The sequence below is a fragment of the Microbacterium sp. UCD-TDU genome, assembly GCF_000340625.1.
GTDB classification, from domain to species: Bacteria; Actinomycetota; Actinomycetes; order Actinomycetales; family Microbacteriaceae; genus Microbacterium; species Microbacterium maritypicum.
Genome location: NZ_KB454446.1, coordinates 627,925 through 647,090, shown reverse-complemented (window position 1 = coordinate 647,090; position 19,166 = coordinate 627,925). Strand labels below are relative to the sequence as shown.

Genomic DNA, 19,166 nt, shown 5'->3' with positions numbered 1-19,166 from the left:
CGCTGGCATCCTCCGCTGGCGGACGCCGGTTCACAGCCCCAACTGGTCCAGCCGCTCCTCGAAGCGCACCTGCACGTCTTCGGGCTCGTCGCCGTCGGCATCGGCCCAGATCGCGTCCAGCTCCTTCTGCACGGAGTCGGGGAGCGCAGCGAACTTCTCGTCCCAGGCGGCGACCGGCGTCCAGTAGCCGACGACCTTGAAGCGCGTCGCGGGCAGACCGAGTTCCTTGCGCAGGTACTTGCGCACGTCGCGCAGTGCCACGGTCTCACCGGCCACCCACACATAACCCTCGTCGAGCGGGAGGCGGTCGTCGACGATGCCGCGCACGAGCGGACCGAGCGCGCTGGGGCCATGGCCGTTGCCGCCGACCACCCAGGTGACCTCGACATCCGGGCCCGTACTGAGGGCGACACGATCCGCCTCGCTCGGCACCTCGAGCACGACCCGGGTGCGCACACCCTCCGGAGCCTCGGCGATGATGCGCGCCACGGCCGGAAGCCCGGTCAGATCGGCGACGAGCACCTGCCACGTGATGCCCTCCGGCGGTGAATACAGGCCGGTCGGGGAGTTCAGCCCGAGCACGTGTCCCGGTTCTGCACGCGCGGCCCAAGGACCCGCGACACCTGCCTCATGGATCACGAAGTCGATGTCGAGCTCGCCGGCATCCGGGCGCACACCGCTGATCGTGTAGGTGCGCATCGGCGCCTCGGGGGCCCCCTCCGGCGTCTCCCACCAATCCCCCGCCGGCACGGGCAGCGACACGTCCTCCGGGTCGTCGCCGTGCGGGAAGAACACCCGCACGTACTCGTCGCCGATGCCCGTGCTGAGGAAGTCGGCGACCCCCTCGCCGCCGAGCGTGACCCGGACGAGGGTCGGGGTGAGGGGGGTCGTGCTGCTGACGATGCCGCGGTGGATGCTCACGGTGTCTCCGTCTCTGGGTCGGGGTTCTGGCCCGTGGGGGCGGGGCAAGTGGTGCGGGTCTGGGCGAGCCAGGAGTCTCGGTACAGCCCGTCGGCGGCGAGCAGCTCCTCGTGCGTGCCGCGCTGCGTCGTCCGACCGTCGGCGAACACGATGATCTGCTCGGCGGAGACGGCCTGTTGCAGCCGATGCGCGATGAGCAGCGCCGTGCGTCCTTCGCGCAGCGCGGCGATCGCGTCTTCCACGGCCTCCCGCTGGTGGAGTCCGACATCGGCGGTGGCCTCGTCGAGGATCACCACATCCGGGTCGGCGAGGAAGGCCCGGGCGACCGCGAGCTGCTGGATGCGTCCTTCGTCCAACGGCACGACGGCCTCCGACGCCGCGCCCTCGTTCTCGGACGTCAGCGCCTCGATCGCCCACTGTGCGCCGACCGCCCGCAGCGCCGCGACCAGGTCGTCGTCGTCCGCCTCGGGAGCGACGAGCCGCAGGTTGTCGGCGATCGTGCCCCGGAAATGGTGCAGCTCCTGCGACAGGTAGTAGGGCGCCTCCTTGTCGGATGCGAGGTGCACGCTGCCCGAGCTGGGCGGGTGATGTCCGGCGATCACGCGAGCGAGCGTGCTCTTGCCCGACCCCGAGGTGCCGACGAGTGCCGCCGTGGTGCCCGGATCGACCCGCAGGCTCACGTCGCTGATGCCGCGGCCGGTGGTCGGGTAGTGGAACGTGACGCCGCGCACCTCGATGCCCGCACAGGACTGTGGCGCGGTATCCGCTTCCCGATGCGACGTCACAGCCGGGGGCGCGAGGTCGATGACCCCGACGAGTCGCGCGAGCCCAATGGCTGCCCGCTGGATGTCGTCGAGCCCGAAGATCAGCTGCCCGACCGGTCCGAACAGTCGGTGGAACAGCAGGGCCGCCGTGGTGACAGCGCCCACCGTGATCGCTCCTGCGGACTGCAGGAGGAAGCCGGTGCCGAGGATCGCGGCCAGGCCCACGAGCTCGCCGCCGTTGATCCAGCGGAACAGCCGGTTCGTCACCCGTACGCCCTCGATCTGCATCCGGATCGACGCCTCTGCCCTCTCCCGCACGCGCTCGAGCGCGTGCTCCTGCTCGTTGAAGGCGGTGAGCGTCTCGATGCCCTCGACCGCGTCGAGCACGGCCTGGCTGCGCGCGGCCTCGCGCACCCGCACCTCACGGAACACCACGCGCGACCTGCGCAGGAACGCCCGGGTGCCGAGCACGTAGAACGGAGCGGAGACGAGCCCTGCGAGCGCGAGCCACGGGTCGAGGGCGGTCAGCGCGACCACCGAGACCCCGATCGCGAACGCCGCCGAGAGCAGGGTGGGGGCGACGTTCCCGCCGGCTTCGGCCACCGCATCGACATCGCCGGTGACCCGGGAGAGCAGGTCGGCGCTCTCGCCGTCGTCGACCTCGCTCACCGGCAGCCGCATCGCGGAGGCGAACACGTCTTCGCGGAGCGTCGCGAGCATGTCCTGTACGAGCCCGGTCAGCACCCGCACCGCCCACAGCATCACCACGGCGGCGCCGATCGCGCCGAGGCCCGCACCGGCGACCCAGGCGGCGATGATCGCGAAACCGGCATCGGAGGAGACGGCATCGACGATGCGTCCCAGGCACGTCGGCATCACGATGCCCAGGGCGGATGCGGCGAGGAAGAGCGCGGCGACAGCCGCCGTGCGACCGGGATGCTGCCGCAGCAGTGCGCCGACGACGTCGCGCACCCGCGCGCTGGAGGCGATCGGCAGCAGGGCCGTGGTCGGGTTCGACTCATGCATGGTGCGCATCCGATCGTTCGGAGGGGAGATCGATGACCCGATCGCAGGCGGCGAGGAGCACCGGCGAGGTGGTGATCACGACCACCGTCTCGGTGTGCTCCGCGAGGGCGCGGGCGATGTGCGCCTCGGTGATGGCATCGACGGCCGAGGTCGGCTCGTCGAGCACCAGCACATCGGCAGCCGCATGCAGGGCGCGGGCGATGCCGATGCGCTGCCGCTGCCCGCCCGAGAGGCGGCGTCCGGCTTCACCGACCTGTGATTCCCACCCGCCGACCTGCACCACGGTGTCGTGCAGTGCCGCCATCTCGATGAAGGGCGGGTGCGCGGGCTCTTCCACGCCGTGACCGCGCACCGCCTCGCGCAGGGACCCACTCACGATCGTCTGTGCGTGGGGAGGGGCGATGACCCGGCGCCGGTACTCCACCGGGTCGAGGTCGGTCAGATCGCGGAGCTCTCCCTCGACCGCGAGCGCGACGCGCCCGCGATCGACCCGGGTGCGCAGGCCCAGCAGACGCGAGAGGGAACGTGCCGAGTCGCTGTCGGCGGGGCGGATGCCGAGCAGCTCCCGTCCCCGCACCTCGACCGGATCCGCGGTGGAGCCCGCGCGGAAGGTCAGCACGACATCGCCGGCCGGATCCGCCGGAGTCGAAGAGGCGGCAGGCGGGTCGAGCAGGTCTTCGGCGTCGATCACCTCGGCGAGCCTCTTGGCGGAGGCGAGCTTGTGGATCCAGTTCGAGGGGAACGAGCCGGCGTACGCCAGGTAGCCGCTGATGAACTGTGCGAGCCCGAGCACCGTGACCAGCTCGCCGATGCTGATGCGCCCCTCAGCGGCGAACCACGCCGACATCCCCGCGAGCGCTGTGGTGGCGACCGCAGCCAGCGTGCCGCTGACGGCTTCATACGAGGCGAGTGAACGACCGGCCGCCGTGGCCGCCCGACGAGAGGCATCACTGGCTGCGACGTACCTGCGCACAGCCTCTTCGCGGGCGCCGATGCCCACGAGCACCCGGAATCCGCTCATGAAGTCGGCGGCGACCGCCCCGGCCTCCGTCGCCGCCTGCTGCTCGGCGAACCCTCGGCGTTCGAGGGGACGTGAGACGACCTGCATCGCGAACATCATCGCGACGGTCGAGCCGAACACGACGATGGTGGCGACGGGTGAGATCACCAGCATCGCGAGTCCGGCCCCGATGATCGCGGCGATCGTGGAGCACTGCTGCGCCACCGACCAGGCGACACCGGCGACGCGGTAGGTGTCGGAGGTGACGAAGGTGAGCGCCTCTCCGGGGGTCAACGTGCGGCGGGAGAGGCGGGGGCGCAGCATGCGGGAGAGGGTGAGGTGTCGCAGCGCCTGCTCGCCGTAGCCGTAGATCAAGACCATGAGGCGGGAAGCCGACTGGTAGCTCGCGGTCAGCACGAGGAACGTGGCCACCAGCACGCCGAGCCAGAGCGCGAGCGCGGCGGGGTCGGCGGGGAGCACGGCGCGGTCGATCGTTGTGCCGATGATGACGGGGATCGTCGCCTCGGCCAGTGCATGCACGATGAGCAGAGCGGTGGCCCCGGCGAGCGCGATCCCGCGTCCCTCGGACTTCAGTGCGATCCCGAACAGCCTTCGCGGGGTGGGCGTCACGGCGTCCGCCGTCCGAGCGGCAGCACCAGTGGGGTTCCCGAGACGGGGTCGGTGATCACCCTGCAGGGCAGGTCGTACACGGCCTCCACGAGTTCGGCGGTGATGATCTCGCGCGGGTCGCCCTGCGCCACGATGGCTCCATCGCGCATCGCCACCAGGTGTGTGGCATAGCGGGCGGCGTGGTTCAGGTCGTGCAGCACGGCGACGAGTGTCGTGCCGTCGCGGTGCAGGTCGGCGAACAGCTCCATCAGGTCGATCTGGTGCGCGATGTCGAGGAAGGTCGTCGGCTCGTCGAGCAGCAGGTGCTTGGTCTGCTGCGCCAGGGCCATCGCCACCCATACGCGCTGCCGTTGCCCGCCCGAGAGTTCGTCGACCAGTCGCCGCGACAGGTCGGTGACCCCGGTCGCGGCCATGGCCTCGGAGACGGCGCGCTCGTCGGTGCTGCTCCACGTGCGCAGGGCGCTCTGGTGCGGGAAGCGTCCGCGACCGACGAGGTCGGCGACCGTGATGCCGTCGGGGGCGATCGACGACTGGGGGAGCAGCCCCAGCTTGCGGGCGGCCTCCTTCGGCTTGAGCGCGCGCAGCTCGTCGCCGTCGAGCAGCACCGCACCGGTGGTCGGGCGCAGCAGTCGGGCGAATCCGCGCAGCAGGGTCGACTTGCCGCACGCGTTCGGTCCGATGATGATCGTGAACGAATTGTCGGGCACCTCGAGCGTGAGGCCCGAGATGATCGGGGTCTCCCCGTAGCCCAGCGTGATGTCGCGGGCCAGCAGCGAAGCGGTCATGGGTGTTCCTTTCAGGTGCGGCGCGCGTACTGGGCAGCGAGCAGCCAGGCGAGGTAGAGGCCGCCCACCGAGACCGTCACCACGCCCACGGGCACGGCGACGAGCTGGGCGACCGCATCCGACACCACCACGAGAGCGGCGCCGGTCAGCATCACCGGCACCGTGCCCATCGGGGTGTTCGAGCGGGTGAGGCGCTGCGAGATCTGCGGGGCCGCGAGGGCGATGAACGAGATGGGGCCGGCCGCGGCGGTCACGAGCGCCACCAGGGCCACCCCGAACACCATCGCCGCGAGGCGGGTGCGACCGGGACTGATACCGAGGGCCGTGGCCGCGTCGTCGCCCATCTCCAGCACGGGAAGAGTGCGGGCGAGGGGGAGGGAGAGCAGGGTCACGATCGCGAACACGATCGCCGCCGGGATGAGCTGATCGAATCCGAGCGAGGCGATCGAACCCGCACCCCAGGTCGCCGCCATCATCGCCTTCTCGACGCTGACCGAGATCAGGATCCACGAGGTGAGCGATCCGAGTCCGGCCGAGACGCCGATGCCGACGATGATGAGCCGGAACGACGACATCGTGTTCTTGTTGGCGAGCACGTAGACCAGCAGCGCGGTGAACAGGCCGCCGATCAGCGCACCCGCCGCCTTGAACATGTAGGTGTTCAGCTCGAAGACGATCATCACGAGCGTCACGCCGAACTGCGCGCCGATGCCGAAGCCGATGATGTCGGGGGAGCCGAGCGGGTTGCGTGTGAGCGATTGGAAGATCCCGCCGGCGAGGGCGAGGGCCGCCCCGCACAGCACGGCGAACAGCACACGCGGCAGGCGCCACTCGAACACCACCTGGCGGATGTCGGGATCGGATGCCGGGTCGACGATCGCCCGGATGACGGCAGCGAAGTCGACCTCGTAGGCGCCGAGGGTCATGGAGGCGAGACCTGCGCCGATGATCACGACGACGAGCACGACGCTGACGACGACCGCGCGCACGGGGATGAGTGTGGCGATGCGCGAGGTCTCGATCCGGAACAGACGTCGCCCGTGATCCACGGGAGGGAACGCGGCTGCCGGGGCCGGCGAGCTCGGCGCGGTGACCGGCTTCTGGTCGATGCTCACAGCCCGCTCACCCGCTTGCGGCGCACGAGCACGATCAGGATCGGGGCTCCGAGAAGGGCGGTGACGATGCCGACGCGCATCTCGCCGTTGGGGAGCACGATGCGCCCGAGGATGTCGGCGAACAGCAGGAAGGCGGGGCCGATGATCATGGAGTAGGCGAGCACCCAGCGCTGATCGGGACCGGTGAACCAGCGCACGATGTGCGGGATCATGAGCCCGACGAAGGCGATGGGGCCGGCGGCGGCGACGCTGGTTCCGGCGAGCAGGGTGACGGCGATGATGACGAGGATGCGGGTCACCCGCACACGGGCGCCGAGGGCCTGCGCCAGATCGTCGCCGAGGGCCAGGGCATTCAGGGAGCGCGCGCACAGCAGTCCGATCAGCAGGCCAGCGACGATCAGGGGCACGGCCCAGGTGAGCTGGTCGAGGGTGCGTCCGCCGATCGAGCCGACACCCCAGAAGCGCATGACCTGCAGGGTGCTGTGGTCGCGGAGCACGATCGCGGTGGTGAATCCGGTGAAGGCCGCGCCGAGGGCGACGCCGGCGAGGGTGAGCTTCATGGGGGTCGCGCCCGAGGCTCCGAACGAGCCGAGGATGTAGACGAGCATGGTGAGGACGAAGGCTCCGCCGAGGGCGAAGGGCACGTAGGCGCCGGGGGTGGTGAACCCGAGCACGCCTACCGCGAACGTGACGGCGAACGATGCACCGGCGTTGACCCCGAGGATGCCGGGGTCGGCCAGCGGGTTGCGCGTGAACGCCTGGATCAGGCCACCGCACACGGCGAGAGCAGCACCCACGACGATGCCGAGCAGGGTGCGGGGCACGCGCAGCTCCATGATCATCAGGTGAAGCGGGTTCTCGTCGTCGTACGAGAAGAGGGACTGCAGCACGGTGGCAGGGTCGATCGCACGGCTGCCGACCGCGAGCGAGGCGATGGCGGCGATGACCAGCACCGCCACGGAGATGACCAGTCCCGTCACGAGCGTCCCGTTGCGGTGCGGGGAGTCGTCCGTGCGACTCCCCGCACCTGTGTTCGAGACGTCCGTGCCGTCGTGCGTCGCCAGGGACATCTCGGGGGTCACTTGCCGGTGATGGTCGGTTCGCCCTGCAGCGCGGCGGCGAGGTCGTCGACGTACTTCGGCAGGATGTACTTCAGCGAGAGTACGGTGGGCGCGCTGATGGCCGAGGCCTCGGCGGCGTCGCCGTAGATCACGTAGGAGCCGTTGGCGATCGGGTTCCAGCGCGACATCACCTTGTTCTCGACCGTGTAGGTTCCTTCGTCGGCGCTGCCGCCCCAGGCGGCGAACAGGTCGGCCTCCACGTCGTAGAGGTTCTCGAGGCTCACGCCGGTGTACCAGTTGTCGCCCTCGGCGGTCTTGAGGAAGCTGTCCATCGCCGAGGTCGAGGTGAAGCCGAGTGCTTCGGTGATGCGCACGCGCGGGTCGTACTTGAGGTAGACACCCAGGTCGGTGCCGCCCTCGTTCAGGGTCAGACCCCACACGAACGTCTTGTCCTCGAACTCGGGGTGCGCGGCGGCGAGGGTGGTGATCTGCTCCTCGGTCTCGGCGATCAGCTCGTCGGCCTTGTCCTCCTCCGACAGCGCCGTGCCCACCGTGCGGGTCATGTCCTCCCACGTGCCCGGGTTCCAGGGGCCTTCGATGTAGGGGACGGTCGGGGCGATCTCGGTGAGGCGCTCGTACTCGATGTCGGAGACTCCCGAGTAGAGGCTCAGGATCAGGTCGGGCTTGAGCTCCTTGATCGCCTCGTAGTTGGGGCCGTCTTCGAGGTAGGGGATGATCTCGGGCGTCTCGCCGTACTCCTCGGTGACATAGTCCTCGAACCAGGGCTGGTAGCCGCTCTCGCCCGCGCCCCAGACCTCTTCCATGCCGACGGGGTTGGTGCCGAGTGCGGCGACGATGTCCGCCGACATCCATCCGAGGGTGACGATGCGCTGCGGCTTCTCGGGGATCACAGTCTTCCCGTGGCCGTGCTCGATGACGACGCCGTCCGTTGCCGTGGAGTCGGTGCGGGAATCCTCCGGGGTGGACGAGCATCCGGCGAGGGTGAGGGCGGCGGCGACGGCCGCAGCGACGAGGGCCGAGCCTCGGCGGATCTTCGGGCGCGCAGAAGCGTGCGACATGGTTCTCCTTCGGGAAGGGGGGAGGGGTGTTGCCGCGTCGACGCGGCGAGAAGTTAGGTAAGCATGCCCTAACACATCGATGCTAGGACGCGTATGCGACGCCCAGTGTCGCGGGAGCGACGACTTATGTCGCGGAACCGACAAAGAGGGCTCGCAGTCGCCCATGCGCGGTCGCGATCAGGGCCGCCGCGGGGTCATCGCCAGTACAGCTGGTGCGCCGCGTCGGCCTGCACGCGCGCCACGTGCTGCCGGGGAGTGAGGCCGAAGCGCTCCTTGAACGCCGCGGAGAAGGCGCTCGTCGTGGCGTACCCGCAGCGGTGCGCGGCCGCACCGATCGGGGTGCCGTCCACGATCAGTCGCGCGCCGAGGGTCATGCGCACACCGGTGCGCCATCTCCCGAAGCTCATGCCCACGTCGTGCTGGAAGATGCGCAGCACTGTGCGCTCGTGGAGGCCGTGGGCGAGGAACAGCTCGATCGCGCTGCGGGGATCACCGGGGTCGGCGAGCACGGCCTGCACCAACGGGACGACCCGCTCATCCGCCGGTATCGGCACCTCGCCCCACTCGCTCGCAGCCTCCGGCAGCGGCTGCTGCAGCATCTCGATGAGCACCGCCTGGATGCGCACACGCAGGTCGGTGGGCATGTCGTTGATGCCGAGATGCAGGAGCATCTCCTGCACGGCGCGCGGTACCAGCACCCGCGTGATGTCGTCGATCGGGGCGATCAGCGAGGAGTCGGGAATGTAGGTGTAGCAGCCGGTGGAGTCGGGTTCGTGATGGGCCGTGTGGGGGGTGTGCGCGGGGATCCACACACCCTGACCGGGAGCGAGGCGCCACCGTGCGTCCTGCAGGTGCACCCACACCGTGCCGCGATAGCACCAGGCCAGCATCGGATCGGCATGGCTGTGCGGCGGAGAGAGCGGACGGGGGCCGGTGTCGTCGGCGGTGACCACGCCGGTGCCCATCAGGTACGGCTCGTTCACGGTCGACGGATACGACGGGCTCGCCGCCCAGTCGTCCTGCCGGTATGAGTTCATTCGTGCTCCGCGTCGCGGCCGCCCCGACCACTCGGGAAGATCGGTTCTGCCGCCCCCGCCATGCTAACCGGGTGAGGCGAGACTGCTCCGCGAGGGCCGATGATGGACACATGCCTTCCGCTCATCGCCCCGGTCTGCGGGTCTCGTCGGGTCTCACGATCCCCGAGGCCGAGCTGTCGTGGCGCTTCTCGCGGTCTTCCGGGCCCGGAGGGCAGGGCGTGAACACCGCGGATTCCCGCGCGGAACTCGTCTGGGATGCGGCGAACTCCGCGGTGCTCTCGCCGCATCAGCGCGAGAGGCTGCTCGACCGACTGAGCGGTCGCCTGGTCGATGGAGTGCTGACGATCGCCGCATCCGAGCACCGCGCGCAGCTGCGCAACAGGGATGCGGCGCGGGAGCGGCTCGTCACCCTCGTCGCTGAAGCGCTGCGCCCGCCGGCACCACCGCGACGGCCGACGAAGCCGAGTCGGGGGTCGAAGGAGCGTCGACTGAAGGCCAAGCAGCGACGCACCGATGTCAAGAGTCTGCGACGACGCCCTCGCGACGACTGACCCGGCGCCGGCGAATCACCCGGCGAGGCGTTCCTCGACGGGGGCCCAACCGCTCTCGAGAACTCGGAACCCCGCGTCCACGGTTTCGAGCGGGTCCGTGCTGTCGTTGATGAGCAGCTGCATCTGCAACACGAAACGGGCGTAGACGCGGATCTCGGCGATGGGCTCCGTGAGGCCCAGCTCTTCGGCGATGGCGGCGGCCAGGGCATCCTCGTGTCGCAGCCACATCTTCGCGGCGTAGTCGCGCAGGGCAGGTGTCTCGTTGAGGAAGCGCATGAAGACACGGGTGACGTCATCGCCGTGCTCGTCGACGTTCGCCCTGATCTCGGCGGCGAAGAAGTCGTGGATCGCGCGGTTGATCGTGCGTCCGTCGGGCCGGTCGCGCACGGCCGAGACCAGACGGTCGCGCTGCTCGTCATCCTCGTCGAAGACGAGGGCCTCCTTCTGCGGGAAATGCGCGAACACCGTCGTGGGGGAGACATCGGCGGCATCGGCGACCTCGCGGATGCTGACGTTGTCGAAGCCGCGCTCGAGGAACATCATCGTCGCGACGTCGGAGATCGCCTTGCGGGTCGCGGCCTTCTTGCGCTCGCGACGTCCGAGGGGCTCTGGGTTCGTCATGGAGCCAGCCTACCGATCGACTCCGAAACTGGCTTGACACCAAAAGTGGTATCGATACACTTTCGGTATGACTTCACCTATCTCCCTTACGCGGCGGGACCAGAACCGCGCGTGGATCATGCTCATCGTGCTCACGATGCTGACCGTCATCGGCATGACGGTCGTCCTCCCCGTTCTCCCTTTCGTCGTCCTGCAATACGTCTCGCACGAGAGCGACCTCGCCATCTGGGTGGGTGTGCTCGAAGCGGTCAACGGACTCTGCGCCTTCCTGGCCGCTCCCTTCCTCGGCAGGCTGTCCGACCGCTTCGGGCGGCGACCGGTCATCATCGTCGCCGCGTTCGGCGCCGCATTCTCGATGGCGCTGTTCGGGTTCGGCGGCGCGATCTGGGTCCTCGTCCTCGCCCGTGTCATCCAGGGCCTGACTGCGGGCGATCTCCCTGCCCTCTTCGCCTACCTGGCCGACATCACCCCGCCGGAGCAGCGCGCGAAGCGCTTCGGCCTCCTCGGTGCGCTCTCCGGCATCGGCACGATGATCGGGCCGGCCATCGGCGGACTGCTCGCCGCCGTGAGCATCCAGCTCCCGGTCTTCCTCACTGCCGCCGTCGCCCTCACGATCGCGATCCTCAGCATCTTCCTGCTCCCGGAGAGCCTGAAGCCAGGGAACCGCATCGCCACGATCAAGCTGCGCGACGTGCAGCCCTTCGCCGTCTTCAAGGAGGCGTTCGGCCGCAAGGAGCTGCGCGGACTGATGATCGGCTTCGGTCTGATCGCCCTGCCGTTCGGGTTCTTCGTGAACAACTTCAGCGTCCTGGCGCTCGACTCGATCCAGTGGGGGCCGACGCAGATCGGACTCCTGACCGCGGCCGTGGGCGTCGTGGACATCCTCATACAGGGCGTGCTGCTGGGCATCCTGCTTCTGCGCATCGGCGAGCGAGGTGTGATCGTGAGCGGCATCGTGGCGCAGATGTTCGGACTCGCGGCCCTCGCCATCGTCGCCTCGATCTTCGCCCAGCCGTGGGTCTTCATCGTCGGCGCTCTCATGCTGGCTGCCGGCCAGGGCGCGTCGCAGGCCGCGATGGACGGTGCGATGTCGAACGCCGTCGGCGATGACGAGCAGGGTTGGCTCGGAGGCGCGACCCAGTCGCTGAACGCGGCGATGGGTACGGCCGCCCCGCTCATCGCCGGCGCGCTCTATGCGCTGGTCAGCCATGCCGCCCCGTACTGGCTCGGGGTCGCGCTCATGATCGTGGCCGTGATCGTGGTCAGTCGTGCGCACATCGCGAACTCTGCGAAGCGCCCGGAGGGCCCTGTCGTGCATGGCATTTCGACCGAGGTCGCCGAGACCGTCGTCTGAGGATCGGAACGGGGGCCGCAGGAAGCAGCGGCCCCCTCCGGCGTGCGGGGACGAGGCGCTGCCGTCGAGCAGGGGTCCCTGTCCGTGGGGGATCAGTCCGCTGTGGGCCCCGGGGTCTCGGAGACCGGGATGCCGGTGTCGCGCACGAAGTACACCCAGGGGAACGCCGAGCATCCGAGCTCCCACCCCTCCGCGCGCTCCGCCGCTCGAAGAGGGCGCCAGACGCTTCGACGATGCTCCCACCGGGTGTCGCTGCGGACCATACGGTGTGCGGATGCTCCTGCTCCGACGGTGTGCCAGCCTTCGCGCCCGGCGAGTTCCAGCTCACCCATCTCGTCGAAGACGCTCACCGGACCGAGCCAGCGCTCGTTCTCGTCGTCGTCCTGCGCCTCGGCGAGGTGGCCGAATCGCTGCTGCGCCGCTTGGCGGGACATGCCGAGCTCGGCGCCGATCGTCGCCCAGCTCGCCCCTGCGGCTCGTGCGGAGAGCACGGCGCGCCGCAGAATGACGCGCACCTCGTCTTCGGTTCGGGCGCTCGCCGCGATCAAAGCGATGTGGTCCTCCGTCGTGAGGGACGTCTTGTCGGCCACCCCGGCTGCGGCGAGGACAGCGTGACCGATCGCGTCGCTGAGCGCGCTCACTCCACGGTTCCGCGGCTCGGGAGCCACTGCCGGCGTCGGGCGCGACGGATGCCGTTCCCGAACCCCCAGAGGTAGGTCCCGACGAGCATCGCGCCGATGCCGGCGCCCTGCACGAACCCTCCGCCGAACCCGCGGAGGTCGAAGCCGATGGACAGCAGAAGCGTCGCCGCTCCCGTGGCGAGGAGTGCGATGCCGATCGCGGAGGCGATTCGTTCCGATCGCGAGGCGGGCTGAGGTGTCGTCGTCATGGTGTCAATCTATTGTTGACACCGGTGCTTGTCAACCACCTGTTGACAAGGGGCGTCGCTCAGTCCTTCCCGCCTCGCACGAGTTCGAGCCCGGCACCCGCGAACTGGCGCAGCGTCGCATCCGGCAGGAACGCCCGCGTAAGGGCTCCACCGATGCGCGTGAGGTCGCTCTCGTCGCGGAAGAGGAGGTACATGGTCTCGTACCGGGGGTGGAACTTCTGCTTGAACCGATGCAGCGACCCGAAGCCGTACACCGGTTCCAGGGCATCGGCCAACCGGTCGCTCAGGGCGGCGATCATCCCGGCGTCCGGCGGATAGTCGTGGGCGAGGGGGGCTCCTGAGAGCGACATGATCTGCGCACCCTCGTCGGCGAACTGCCGTGCCGACGATCCGATCAGGTACTCCATCACCGGTCCGAAACCGCCCTCCCTGCGACGCATGAGGTCGAGGGTCCAGCCGCGCACGGCACCCTCGTCGCCGTACACGGGCAGCCAGGAGAGGAACCCGTCGACGTCGCCGTTGGGCGCGAGGGCCAGGGCGAGCCGCACCTCCGGGTCCTCGGCCTCGTCGAGCGTGCCAAGGGTGAAGCGCATCTCCGGCAGATCCTTGTCGCCGACCCAGGCCTCCGAGATCGCACGCAGCTGCTGCTGCACACCCCAGGGCTCCGCCTTGAGGTGCGTCATCCGGAAGGTCATGTCCTCCCGGCCTGCCTTGTTCAGCGATGTGCGCACCGAGTTCCAGCGCTTGCCCGTGAATTCCAGTCCCGGCAGGTCGACGATCGTGTCGTCGGCCACGACGATGCTCCGCCAGCTCGGGGGCACAGCGGCGCGGGTGGCTTCGTCCGCGCTGAAGAAGCAGGGGACGAGACCGGCCAGCTCGGCCGCGTGGATGAAGTCCGTGACGGCCTCGGCGCGCGCCTCCGAGGGGCCGATCGGATCCGCCAATGCCAGTGCCACACCGTTGCGGCGCTGATAGGCCACGATTCCACCGTTCACCCTGGCGTAGCTGTTGCCGTCCCACGTCGTCATCCACGAGAGCGTTCCCCCGCCGTGCGTACGCAGCTCGTGCTTCACGTCGTCCACGGTAGGCGCGGGCTGGATGCCGAGCTTCGCACGGCGCTTGGCCCGGAAGGCACGGCGCACCCAGACCAGGTACACGAGCATGATCAGCCAGAGGAAGCCGTTGGCCAGCTCGAGCTCGGTCTCTCCATCCCAGCGCACGTCGAGCTGAGCCTGACTGAAGACGGTGATCAAGGTGAGCACGAGGGCGGCGATCATGACGTTGAAGATCCCGAGCAGGAGCGCGAGCACCCACGCGAAGCGTCGTCCCCGGCGCAGGCCGTTGACGAGCACGAGGATCACGACCAGGTCGATCGCGAGGCTGATGAATCCGCCGGAGACGGGTTCCGTCGGGCCGAACGGGCCGTCCGTCGGCAGGAGCGTCGTGATGATCTCGACCGCGCCGAGCACCAGCATCGCCACGACCGCGATCAGCCGCTGCTCGCGCACGGTGGTGTGCCGCACCCGCAGCGTGCGGTCCACCACGAGGATCAGCAGCACGGCGAGCAGGTGCTCGAGGTCGGCGACCTTGCCCCAGAAGAGCATCGCGATGAACACGAAGCCGAGCAGGATGAGCCAGCCGCGTACCCTCCACGGCGGGCGGAAGAGGCCGACCGCCGCGGCGATGCACGCCATGGTGCCCCCGGACGCCCCCACGTCGAGCGCCTGCGCCTGCTCGGTCGCCCAGGCCCAGGGGAACTGCGAGAGCAGGTACAGCAGCAGTGCCGTGGCGAAGATCGCGAACAGCTGACCGATCGCGTAGTAGGCCACCGCCACGCGCGATCCGCGACGGTACTCCAGGTAGGCCATTCCCCAGAAGCCGGCGATCGTGAACACGTACACCCAGGGCTGATTCACGAAGAACGTGCCGGTGACGGGCGTCCACCACTTGCCGTCGACGAGGTTCGGCAGTCCGTAGGCGACGGTCTTGAACAGCGCCGTGTCTTCGAAGGGCGACCAGAGTCCACCCCAGATGATCCCCACCACGAGGATGAGCAGCACCATCGTGAGGGTCGCCGGGATCCGCCGGACGACGGCGATCCACGGACGCGGAGAGGGGGAGTGCTCCTCAGTCATGCGCTCAGCGTAGCGAGGGAGGATCCGTCTCCGCGGAGGCCGCTCCTACTCGCCGCGGAGAACCCGCCGGAGATCGCCGATCTCCTCATCGGTCATCCCGCCGCTTCGCAGATACCCTGCGACATCGCCGTGGTTCGCGATGATCCAGTCCATCGCCGCCTCGATGGCCGACGCCGGAGACTTGGTCGCCAGGGTCGTCAGCGCCGGGGTGAGCGGAACCCCGAGCGAGGTGATCAGCCCCGTGAGCGCTTCGGCGAACCCGCGCGCGAGGTTCTTCTCGGTCAGCGTGTAATCCGCCACGATGGCCTCTCGAGGCACCTCGGCCACGAGCAGCAGGATGGCGGCGGCGAGACCGGTGCGGTCCTTGCCTGCGGTGCAGTGGAACAGCACGCCCGGCCGAGTGGTGCGGGACGACTCCAGCACCGTGCGCGCGATGGTCGCGAACTGCGCAGCGCTCGCCTCCAGTATCGAGATGTACAGCTCCTCCAGGGTGGGCACCTGCTTCAGCACCTCGGCGACCTGGGTCACCGAGAGTCCGGCGCTGCCGGCCGCGGGGAGCAGCTTCTTGACCATCTCGTCCATCGCGCCGCCCTGCATGGGCAGAGCCAGCAGCGTCACGCTGCCGTCATCCGGCAGACGATCTGCGGCACGGGCGCGTTCGCCATCGGTGCGCAGATCGATCACGGTGCCGATACGGAGGTCGGCGAGCGCCTGCAGACCCTCGTCGGTGAGCGAGGCGAGGGCATCCGAGCGGAAGAGGAGGCCCGATGCGAGCGCACCGCCCCCGGAGGTCGGGAACCCGGCGAGTTCACGAGCGTTGTGGGTCGTCTGCAAAGCGGTCGAGATGTCGATGGTCATTCTGGCCCTCTCCTGGGTATGCGGCCAGAATATCGGTGAGAGGGGACCGCGCGGCTCCGACACGGAAGCGGCGCGATCCCGTCCGCCGGGTCAGCCGTTCACAGCCTTCTCGATGGCCTCCTCGAGGTCGTCCCACTCCTGCAGCTCGACCTTTACGCCACCAACGAAGAAGCTCGGCGTGCTGTTCACCCCGAGCTTCTCACCATCGGCCTTGTCGGACTGCACGCGCTCCGCCGTGGCCGCATCCGCGATCGCCGCGTCGTACGCGGCCATGTCGAGGCCGAGCTCCTCGGCGAACCCGCGGAACACCTCGGGCGTCTCCTCGGACTGCTCGCCCCACTGCGCCTGGGTCTCGAACAGGCGGTGGTACATGTCCTCGAAGCGATCCTGCTGACCGGCGGCCTCCGCGGCCAGGGCGGCCTGCGTGGAGTTGATGTGACCGGGCAGCGGGAAGTAGCGCACGACGTAGGTGATCTCGCCGTCGTACTTCTCTCGGAGATCTTCGACGACGGGGTAGAACGCCGCGCATGCCTCGCACTCGAAGTCGAGGAACTCGACGACCGTGACGGCGCCCTCGCCCCCGTCGTCGAGCACATGGGAATCGGTGCGGACGGTCGGCTTCGGCTCCCCGCCTTCCGCCGGTGCGGTGGGTTGTTGCTGGCTGATCGCGAACACGACACCGGCGATCAGCAGGACGACGGCGACGGCGATGGCGATCAGGGTCGCCTTGACAGAGTTCTTCATGGGGTCTCCAGACACAGGGGTACGACGAGGGAAGGATGCCGCCGCGGGCGGCTCGATGCGCGCGTCGGTGTGTCAGGTGCGGGAGATCGACAGCTGAGTGAGGGTGAGAGCCGGGACGATGACGATCGGACCGGCGCGGCGGGGCGACGACCTGCCGAGGTCCCGGGTGCCGAGCGGTCGGGTTCTGCGGGCGATGAGCTGCCGGAACGCCAGGACCAGCGCGACCCCGCCGAGGACGGCGAGCACGCAGATCCCCACACTCGACGAGAGCACATCGATCGTCGTCGTCGCCTCCTGGCCGTCTGCGACGGGTGCGACCCCCGTCGATTCCGAGACGCCGGGGGCGAGGCACAGCGTCGCGTGCACATCCGCCGAGCCACGGGAGGTCGACCACGCGCCCACGACGAGCAGGAGCGCGAGGCCGACGGCGATGATCACCCGGGCGACCAGCATCCGCTCGGCCCGCGCTCGCGGCATCAGATCCGGCGATGGGGGCAGCATTTCCCGCGCAGTCTAGCAACGGAGCCTCTGCCGTCTCCGGGGCCGGGGCACTCTCGACACGCCTACACTGGAAGGGTGGCGAGACTACTGATCGTCGGCGGCTTCCTCGCCGCCGTGTTCTGGGTGTTCAGCATCGTCGACTGCGCAGTGCAGCCGGCGACGCGGCACCGTGGTGTGTCCAAGCCCGTCTGGCTCGCGATCGTGGTGATCCTCCCCGTGATCGGCGGCATCCTCTGGTTCGTGATCGGCCGCCGTCGCGCGAACGATCCTGGTGTCCGTCCGGTGATCGCACCGGATGACGACCCCGCGTTCCTCCGCAGCATCAGCAAGACCGAGCAGGATGCGCGCATCCGCCGTCTCGAAGAGGAGCTCGCCCGTCTGGACGAGGAGACCGACGAGCCTCCCGCCACGGACCAGCGCCCGTGACCTCGTCGCCGGCGATGGATGCTGCGGCGTCCCTGATCGCCGACCTCGTCGCCCAGGGTGTGCGCGACATCGTGGTGTCTCCGGGCTCGCGTTCGCAGGCCCTCGCGCTCGCCGCGGTGCGCGCCGCCGACGACGGACACGTGCGCGTGCACGTGCGCATCGATGAGCGTGTCGCCGGTTTCACCGCGCTCGGCATCGCTCGCGAGACCCGCGTGCCGGCCGCAGTGGTGTGCACCTCGGGGACGGCCGTCGCCAACCTCCTTCCCGCGGTGATGGAGGCGTTCCACTCCGGGGTGCCGATGCTGCTGCTCACCGCCGACCGTCCGCCCGAGCTGCGCGGGGTCGGCGCCAACCAGGCGACGATCCAGAACGGTCTGTTCCACCCCTGGGTGCGCGATGAGCTCGATGCTCCGGTGCCGGGTGACGGCGCGTGGACCGGGCTCGCCGAACAGGCCGTGGCCGCCGCGATGGGCGCTCGCGAGGTCGACAGCGGCCTTCGCGGCATCGCCGGACCCGTGCATCTGAATCTTCCGTCCAGAGAACCCCTCTCGGGCGATCTGCCCGCCATCGTCGTCCTCAGGGGCGAGGCGCCCGAGGCGCTGCGCGACGAACCCTTCGTGCTCGACCGCGGGCCGCGCACCGTCGTGATCGCGGGTGCCGACGCCGGTCCCGATGCCGAAGAGCTCGCGCACTCCGGGGGCTGGCCTCTGATCGCCGAGATCGTGAGCGGTGCGCGGTTCGGGCGGCAGGTCGTGCACGGCTACCGTCGCCTGCTGGCCCGGGAGGATCTCGGCGGACGCATCGAACGGGTCGTCGTGCTCGGGCACCCGACGCTCAGCCGCGAGGTCGCGTCGCTCCTCTCCCGTCGCGATGTGGATGTCGTGGCCGTGCACCGCGGCGGCGAGGAGCTGAATCTCAACCACCGCACGCGTGGGGTCGACGCCGTCATCGTCGCCCCCGGCACTGTCGACCGCGCCTGGCTCGGCGAGTGGATGCGGGCGTCCGCTGCGGAGGTCGTCGATCTGAGCGAGCACGCCCCCGATCCCGAGGCGCTGGCCTCCACCGACTTCGCGGCACGCAGGGAGGCGGTGAAGGCCGAGCTCGACGCGGTCCGCCGTCCGCTCGACCGCGAGCTGCTCGCCGACGCGGTGTGGCGCGCCACCTGGCCGCACGACCGTCTGGTGTTCGGCTCCTCCCGGCTCGTCCGGGTCGCCGATCAGGTGCTGGGAGGCAAGAAGGTCCCGGTCCACGCCAACCGCGGCCTCGCCGGCATCGACGGCACGATCGCCACCGCGACCGGCATCGCCATCGCCAGCCAGGCCGCCGGTGCGCCCGGAGTCACCCGGGTGCTGCTGGGCGATCTCGCGTTCCTCCACGACGTCGGCGCCCTGCTGCTGCCGCCCGACGAGACGGAGCCCCGACTGCAGGTCATCGTCGGCAACGACGGCGGGGGGACGATCTTCGACTCCCTCGAGGTGGCGTCCTCCGCACGCCCCGGCGACCTCGACCGCGCCTTCTACACGCCGCACACCGTCCGCTTCGAGCACCTCGCCCTCGCCTACGGCTGGGAGTATCAGCGGGTCACCACCCGCACCGCACTCGATCAGGCGTTGACCTCGCCCCGCGGCGGACGTCAGATCATCGAGGTGCCGCTGGAGCGTTGACTGGC

19 protein-coding genes are annotated in these 19,166 nt (G+C 69.7%); 4 read left to right on the top strand and 15 right to left on the bottom strand.

Annotation, left to right across the window (positions count from 1 at the left end; genetic code table 11):
• Positions 1-30 precede the first annotated feature (30 nt).
• From D514_RS26040 to D514_RS26005, 8 genes are all read right to left on the bottom strand, one after another.
• Positions 31-921 (bottom strand): siderophore-interacting protein, encoded by an 891-nt coding sequence (locus D514_RS26040; protein ID WP_017829249.1) that lies wholly within the window; start codon positions 919-921, stop codon positions 31-33.
• Positions 918-2,720: an ABC transporter ATP-binding protein gene (locus D514_RS26035; RefSeq protein WP_017829248.1), complete on the bottom strand. Its 1,803-nt coding sequence runs from the start codon at positions 2,718-2,720 to the stop codon at positions 918-920. Before D514_RS26035 ends, D514_RS26040 begins: the two co-directional genes overlap by 4 nt.
• Positions 2,704-4,341 (bottom strand): ABC transporter ATP-binding protein, encoded by a 1,638-nt coding sequence (locus tag D514_RS26030; protein ID WP_017829247.1) that lies wholly within the window; start codon positions 4,339-4,341, stop codon positions 2,704-2,706. The genes D514_RS26035 and D514_RS26030 overlap by 17 nt, the downstream gene beginning before the upstream one ends.
• Positions 4,338-5,126 carry an ABC transporter ATP-binding protein gene (locus D514_RS26025; RefSeq protein WP_017829246.1) on the bottom strand — a complete coding sequence of 263 codons (789 nt, stop codon included), beginning with the start codon at positions 5,124-5,126 and terminating at the stop codon, positions 4,338-4,340. Before D514_RS26025 ends, D514_RS26030 begins: the two co-directional genes overlap by 4 nt.
• An 11-nt stretch (positions 5,127-5,137) precedes the next feature.
• Positions 5,138-6,241, bottom strand: coding sequence for an iron chelate uptake ABC transporter family permease subunit (locus tag D514_RS26020; RefSeq protein ID WP_017829245.1), 1,104 nt, complete (start codon positions 6,239-6,241; stop codon positions 5,138-5,140).
• Complete coding sequence (locus D514_RS26015; protein ID WP_017829244.1) at positions 6,238-7,323, bottom strand: iron ABC transporter permease; 1,086 nt, start codon at positions 7,321-7,323, stop codon at positions 6,238-6,240. Before D514_RS26015 ends, D514_RS26020 begins: the two co-directional genes overlap by 4 nt.
• The gene (locus D514_RS26010) at positions 7,320-8,381 is read right to left on the bottom strand and encodes an iron-siderophore ABC transporter substrate-binding protein (RefSeq protein ID WP_017829243.1); all 1,062 of its coding nucleotides are present in this window, start codon (positions 8,379-8,381) and stop codon (positions 7,320-7,322) included. Before D514_RS26010 ends, D514_RS26015 begins: the two co-directional genes overlap by 4 nt.
• A 194-nt stretch (positions 8,382-8,575) precedes the next feature.
• On the bottom strand, positions 8,576-9,418 hold the full coding sequence (locus D514_RS26005; RefSeq protein WP_017829242.1) for an AraC family transcriptional regulator: 843 nt from the start codon (positions 9,416-9,418) through the stop codon (positions 8,576-8,578).
• Between the two features lie 110 nt (positions 9,419-9,528).
• Here D514_RS26005 and arfB point away from each other — a divergent pair, with 110 nt between their 5' ends.
• Positions 9,529-9,969, top strand: a complete 441-nt coding sequence (arfB, locus tag D514_RS26000; RefSeq protein ID WP_017829241.1) for an alternative ribosome rescue aminoacyl-tRNA hydrolase ArfB — start codon at positions 9,529-9,531, stop codon at positions 9,967-9,969.
• A 15-nt stretch (positions 9,970-9,984) separates the two neighbouring features.
• Here arfB and D514_RS25995 read toward each other — a convergent pair whose 3' ends face one another.
• Entirely contained in the window at positions 9,985-10,590 is a 606-nt protein-coding gene (locus D514_RS25995; RefSeq protein WP_017829240.1) for a TetR/AcrR family transcriptional regulator, read from the bottom strand.
• Between the two features lie 67 nt (positions 10,591-10,657).
• Here D514_RS25995 and tet(42) point away from each other — a divergent pair, with 67 nt between their 5' ends.
• Entirely contained in the window at positions 10,658-11,944 is a 1,287-nt protein-coding gene (gene tet(42) / locus D514_RS25990) for a tetracycline efflux MFS transporter Tet(42) (RefSeq protein WP_236610918.1), read from the top strand.
• Positions 11,945-12,036: 92 nt separating this feature from the next.
• Here the strand turns inward: tet(42) and D514_RS25985 are convergent, their stop codons facing one another.
• The 6 genes from D514_RS25985 to D514_RS25960 all read right to left on the bottom strand — a co-directional run bounded on the left by D514_RS25985 (position 12,037) and on the right by D514_RS25960 (position 17,071).
• On the bottom strand, positions 12,037-12,585 hold the full coding sequence (locus D514_RS25985) for a hypothetical protein (protein WP_017829238.1): 549 nt from the start codon (positions 12,583-12,585) through the stop codon (positions 12,037-12,039).
• Complete coding sequence (locus D514_RS25980; protein ID WP_017829237.1) at positions 12,582-12,833, bottom strand: hypothetical protein; 252 nt, start codon at positions 12,831-12,833, stop codon at positions 12,582-12,584. The genes D514_RS25985 and D514_RS25980 overlap by 4 nt, the downstream gene beginning before the upstream one ends.
• Before the next feature lie 59 nt (positions 12,834-12,892).
• Positions 12,893-14,968 carry a bifunctional lysylphosphatidylglycerol flippase/synthetase MprF gene (locus tag D514_RS25975; protein ID WP_017829236.1) on the bottom strand — a complete coding sequence of 692 codons (2,076 nt, stop codon included), beginning with the start codon at positions 14,966-14,968 and terminating at the stop codon, positions 12,893-12,895.
• Between the two features lie 45 nt (positions 14,969-15,013).
• Entirely contained in the window at positions 15,014-15,826 is an 813-nt protein-coding gene (locus D514_RS25970) for a tyrosine-protein phosphatase (protein ID WP_017829235.1), read from the bottom strand.
• A 90-nt stretch (positions 15,827-15,916) separates the two neighbouring features.
• Positions 15,917-16,570 (bottom strand): thioredoxin domain-containing protein, encoded by a 654-nt coding sequence (locus D514_RS25965; protein ID WP_017829234.1) that lies wholly within the window; start codon positions 16,568-16,570, stop codon positions 15,917-15,919.
• Between the two features lie 72 nt (positions 16,571-16,642).
• Positions 16,643-17,071 carry a hypothetical protein gene (locus D514_RS25960; protein ID WP_236610917.1) on the bottom strand — a complete coding sequence of 143 codons (429 nt, stop codon included), beginning with the start codon at positions 17,069-17,071 and terminating at the stop codon, positions 16,643-16,645.
• A 75-nt stretch (positions 17,072-17,146) separates the two neighbouring features.
• Between D514_RS25960 and D514_RS25955 the strand changes: the two genes are divergently transcribed.
• Together D514_RS25955 and menD are read left to right on the top strand one after the other, a co-directional pair.
• Positions 17,147-17,497 (top strand): PLD nuclease N-terminal domain-containing protein, encoded by a 351-nt coding sequence (locus D514_RS25955; RefSeq protein WP_017829232.1) that lies wholly within the window; start codon positions 17,147-17,149, stop codon positions 17,495-17,497.
• A gap of 14 nt (positions 17,498-17,511) precedes the next feature.
• The gene (menD, locus tag D514_RS25950; protein WP_051056580.1) at positions 17,512-19,161 is read left to right on the top strand and encodes a 2-succinyl-5-enolpyruvyl-6-hydroxy-3-cyclohexene-1-carboxylic-acid synthase; all 1,650 of its coding nucleotides are present in this window, start codon (positions 17,512-17,514) and stop codon (positions 19,159-19,161) included.
• Positions 19,162-19,166 lie beyond the last annotated feature (5 nt).